This window comes from Cupriavidus sp. 8B (assembly GCF_054589115.1).
This window is the reverse complement of the sequence record NZ_BAAILO010000536.1, coordinates 57441-61420: the sequence shown is the minus strand read 5'-3', so window position 1 is coordinate 61420 and position 3980 is coordinate 57441. Positions and strand designations below refer to the sequence as shown.

Genomic DNA, 3980 nt, shown 5'->3' with positions numbered 1-3980 from the left:
CTCCCATTTCATGGGAGAGCGCAACGAGTCAGTGATCATCGGGACACATTCTTCTTGAATGCCTCCACCTGCCCCACGGAACACGTTACGTAACGCGTAACACGCAGCCGGCCCCCCGGGGGGCGCTCTTGGCTGGCGATACGCGCAGCGAAGTCCTTCCTGCCTGGCACGCCATCCCGCAAGGCGTTATGGCGCCTGCCTTCCCGGCCGGCGCCATCCCTCACGCAATTCCCCTCGCACCCGCTGCGCTCAATGCCTTGCAGTTGGCACACGGCTTGCTGTATTGCCTGTGACAACGTTGCCGCGGATACCAGCCAAGCCGGATGGGCATGTCGTTGCCAAGGAGGGAGCAGATGGAACCGGAACGCAGCAGGTCGCACGGAGGTACGCGGTCATGAATGCACTCCTGATCGAGGACAACCCGATCTTGCGGCTCGGCCTGCTGCGCATGCTCGGTGGCGTCGAGGGCTTGGGCCATGTGATCTGCCTGGACCCGGCCGATTTCGCCCTGCTGCAGGGGCAGATGAACGACATTGCGCTGGTGATCCTCGGCTTGCCGCAGACGCAGGATCGCGCACGCGCGCTGCTGGAGACCGCACGCACCGTGCTATCGGCGCAGTACCTGCTGCTGCTGGTTGATGGCACGTTGCCGCCCGTGTTGTCGCCGGATCTGGCGCGGGGCATCTGCACGTGGCTGCCGAAGGCGTCGTCGCTCGCCGCGATCGAGGCGGCGATCCGGCTGGTGCTGGCCGATGACACGCGTTGGCATGGCGCGCCGGTCCCACATCCCTACGCGCCGTTGCAGGCGCTGGCGGCGCAAGGTGGGCGCATCGACCTGCTGCGCGACGAGGCGCGCATGTTGAAGCTCACGCCGCGCCAGTACGAGGTGCTGGTCCTGCTGTCGCACGGCTATCCGCTCAAGACCGTGAGCCAACTGCTCAATATCTCGGTGGCTACCGTGAAGAGCCATGTCGCGCTGCTGTACCAGCGCCTGCAGGTCAGCAACAAGAGCGAAGCCATCCATGCCGCCCGCCAGCGCGGCGCCAGGTTCCAGGCGGGCAGCAGTCACGGCAGCAACGATCGTGGCGCGGTCCGCGCCTGGCCCTAACCCCGGTTTCCCGTTCAGGAGAGCACCATGCGCAATCACACCGCGAGGGACGCGGAAATCGCCGCCGCCATCGACGCCACCCTGCTGCGCCGCCGGCAACAGTTCGACGGCCAGCCCGCCGCATGGCATGTGCTGTGCGAAGCCGCGCACGTCGCCACGCTGGGCGAGCCGGCGCGCCGGGCCTTCGTCGCGCGCGTGGCGGCCAGCCGTGGCGCCGACATCGCCCTGCGCCTGCTGCTCAAGGCACAATCGATCCGGGCTACCGTGACCGCGGCGCTGGAAGCCGGTGAAGACGTGGACGCCGGCCAGCCGGCGAGGCCGCCGGGCGGGAACGCAGCCCGGCTGGCGGGCCGCTGCACGGAAGGTGCCGCTTATCTGCTTACCTGCTTACAGCCCTAGCACCAGCTTGGCGATGATGTTGCGCTGGATCTCGTTGGAGCCAGCGTAGATCGATGCCTTGCGATAGTTGAAGTAGCGCGGCGCCAGCGGCGCGGCATAGCCGGGGCCTACCTGCGGCCCCGTGGCGCGTCCCTGCAATTCGCCCCAGCCGTCCTGCACGAAGGGCAGCGCGTACGGCCCGGCCGCTTCCACCGCCAGCTCGCTGATGGCCTGGATGGTCTCGGTGCCCACCAGCTTTAGCATGCTGGAGGCGGCGCCGATCGAGGTGCCCGATGCCACGCTGGAAAACAGCCGCAGCTCACTCGCCTCCAGCGCGGCCGCGCGCACGTGCAGCTCCGCCAGCTTGCGGCGGAACGCCGGATCGTCGAGCAAGCGCCCACCATCCTCGCCGGGCTCCTGCTCCGCGATGCGCGCCACCTTGGCCAGTTGCTGGCGCAGCATCGGGCCGTAGCTGCCGCCGCGCTCGAATTCGAGCAGGTACTTGGCGTAGGTCCAGCCCAGGCCCTCCTCGCCGATACGGTTCTCCACCGGCACGCGCACATTGTCGAAGAAGACCTGGTTGACTTCCTGCTGGCCCTCGACCGGGCCATCCAGCGTGGGCAGCGGCGCCACCGTGATGCCGGGCGTGCGCATGTCAACCAGCACGAAGGAGATGCCGTCCTGGCGCCGCGCGTCGCGGCTGGTGCGCACCAGGCAGAACATCCAGTCGGCCCACTGCGCATGCGTGGTCCAGATCTTGGAGCCATTGAGGATGTAGTGCTCGCCATGCGCATCGCGCCCGCGCTCGGCGCGCATCTGCAGCGAGGCCAGGTCGGAGCCGGAATTGGGTTCCGAATAGCCCTGGCACCACCAGATGTCGGAGCGCAGGATGGGCGGCAGGAAGCGCGCCTTTTGCTCCGGGCTGCCGTATTTCATGATCACCGGCGCCACCATCCTCAGGCCCATCGGCGACACGGTCGGGCAGCCGGCGGCGGCCGTCTCCGCCTGGAACAGGTAGCGCTCGGCCGGAGACCAGCCCGGGCCGCCATATTCCTCGGGCCAGTTGGGCGCGGCCCAGCCACGTTCGAACAGCTTCTTCTGCCAGCGCACCTGGCCTTCCTTGTCGAGGTAGCCATTCTTGGTGCGCGCCATCAGGGCCTTGAGGCCGGGGTCGAAGGCTTCCTTGATCCAGGCACGGACCTCGTCGCGGAACTGCAGCTCTTGCGGGGAGAAATCGAGATTCATCGATGGGCCTCGGGATGTTCGTCAGTGCGGGGCTGGGATGCGTGGGCTCACGCGGCAGCCGGATACAGCAGGTCGGCGTAGCGGCGCAGGTGGTGTTCGGCGGAGCCAAACTGCAGGTCGATCGCGGTGACGCGCTTGAAGTAGTGGCCAACCGCCAGTTCCTCCGTCACACCCATGCCGCCATGGATCTGCACCGCGGCCTGGCCGACGAACCTGCCGGCCTGCCCCGCCTGCGCCTTGGCGGCGCTGGCGGCGAGCGCGCGCTGCGCGGGCTCGGCGCCGGCCTGCATGGCGGCGACTTGTGTCAGCGCCACGGTTTGCTCTAGCTGTACATACATGTCGGCCATGCGGTGCTGCAGCACCTGGAAGGTGGCAATCGGCACGCCGAACTGCTTGCGCTGGCGCGCGTAGTCGACTGTGTCGCCGAGCATCCGGCTCATGGCGCCGCCGGCTTCGGCGCACAGCGCCACCGCGGCCTCGTCGCTCAGGCGCTCGATCAGCGCCAGCGCGCCGCCCTCGACGCCCAGCAAGCCGCCGTCCGGCACGAAGACGTTTTCCAGGCGCACGTCGGCCGCCCGGGAGCCATCCACGGTAGGGTATTCCTGCAGCGTCACGCCGGGCGTGTTGCGCTCGATCCAGAACAGGCTGATGCCGTCCCGGTCGCGCCGGGTGCCGCTGGTGCGCGCGCTTACCACCAGATGCGTGGCCCACGGCGCGGCCACCACCACCGCCTTGTGGCCGCTAAGGCGCCAGCCACCCTGCGCGCGGACGGCGCCGGTCTGTACATCGTGCAGGCAGTAACGGCTGCGTGGCTCGGCGTGCGCCCAGGCCACGGTGGCTTCGCCGCCGATGATCGCCGGCAGCCAGCTGGCGGCCAGTGCCTCGCTGCCATGCAGCAAGGCGCCGCCGCCAAGCACCACGGTAGACACGTAAGGCTCCACCACCAGGTGGCGGCCGAACTGCTCCATCACGATCGTGTGGTCGACGGTATTGCCGCCGAGCCCGCCGAACCGTTCCGGGAACGCGGCGCCCAGCAGCCCTAGCTCCTGCGCCAGGGCTTGCCAGCAGGACGCCCGCCAGCCAGCGGGCGAGCGGATTGCCGCCTGGCGAGCCTCGAAGCTGTAGTGGTCGGCCAGGTAGCGCGCGAGCGTGTCGCGCAACATCGATTGTTCTTCGCTGAATTGGAAATCCACGGTGGTTCCTTGGCGCGGTTGCTGGGGCACCTGCCATTATGTGAAGGGGCCGCCGG

The 3980-nt window shown here is 68.6% G+C and carries 4 protein-coding genes; 2 read left to right on the top strand and 2 right to left on the bottom strand.

Annotated features, from left to right (window positions below; genetic code table 11):
* The first annotated feature begins 394 nt into the window (after positions 1-394).
* Both ACYP5B_RS47555 and ACYP5B_RS47550 read left to right on the top strand, forming a co-directional pair.
* Positions 395-1108, top strand: a complete 714-nt coding sequence (locus ACYP5B_RS47555; RefSeq protein ID WP_459574340.1) for a helix-turn-helix transcriptional regulator — start codon at positions 395-397, stop codon at positions 1106-1108.
* Positions 1109-1135: 27 nt separating this feature from the next.
* Entirely contained in the window at positions 1136-1507 is a 372-nt protein-coding gene (locus ACYP5B_RS47550; protein ID WP_400096113.1) for a DUF7696 family protein, read from the top strand.
* Here the strand turns inward: ACYP5B_RS47550 and ACYP5B_RS47545 are convergent.
* Entirely contained in the window at positions 1496-2731 is a 1236-nt protein-coding gene (locus tag ACYP5B_RS47545) for an acyl-CoA dehydrogenase family protein (protein ID WP_459574338.1), read from the bottom strand. The two genes, ACYP5B_RS47550 and ACYP5B_RS47545, sit on opposite strands and share 12 nt — an antisense overlap.
* Before the next feature lie 47 nt (positions 2732-2778).
* Positions 2779-3924, bottom strand: a complete 1146-nt coding sequence (locus ACYP5B_RS47540) for an acyl-CoA dehydrogenase family protein (protein ID WP_459574336.1) — start codon at positions 3922-3924, stop codon at positions 2779-2781.
* Between the last annotated feature and the right edge of the window lie 56 nt (positions 3925-3980).

Bases quoted from the DNA above. Each gene is read 5' to 3' on its own strand.
- ACYP5B_RS47555 (WP_459574340.1), top strand. From the start codon at position 395: ATGAATGCACTCCTGATCGAGGACAACCCGATCTTGCGGCTCGGCCTG.
- ACYP5B_RS47550 (WP_400096113.1), top strand. From the start codon at position 1,136: ATGCGCAATCACACCGCGAGGGACGCGGAAATCGCCGCCGCCATCGAC.
- ACYP5B_RS47545 (WP_459574338.1), bottom strand. From the start codon at position 2,731: ATGAATCTCGATTTCTCCCCGCAAGAGCTGCAGTTCCGCGACGAGGTC.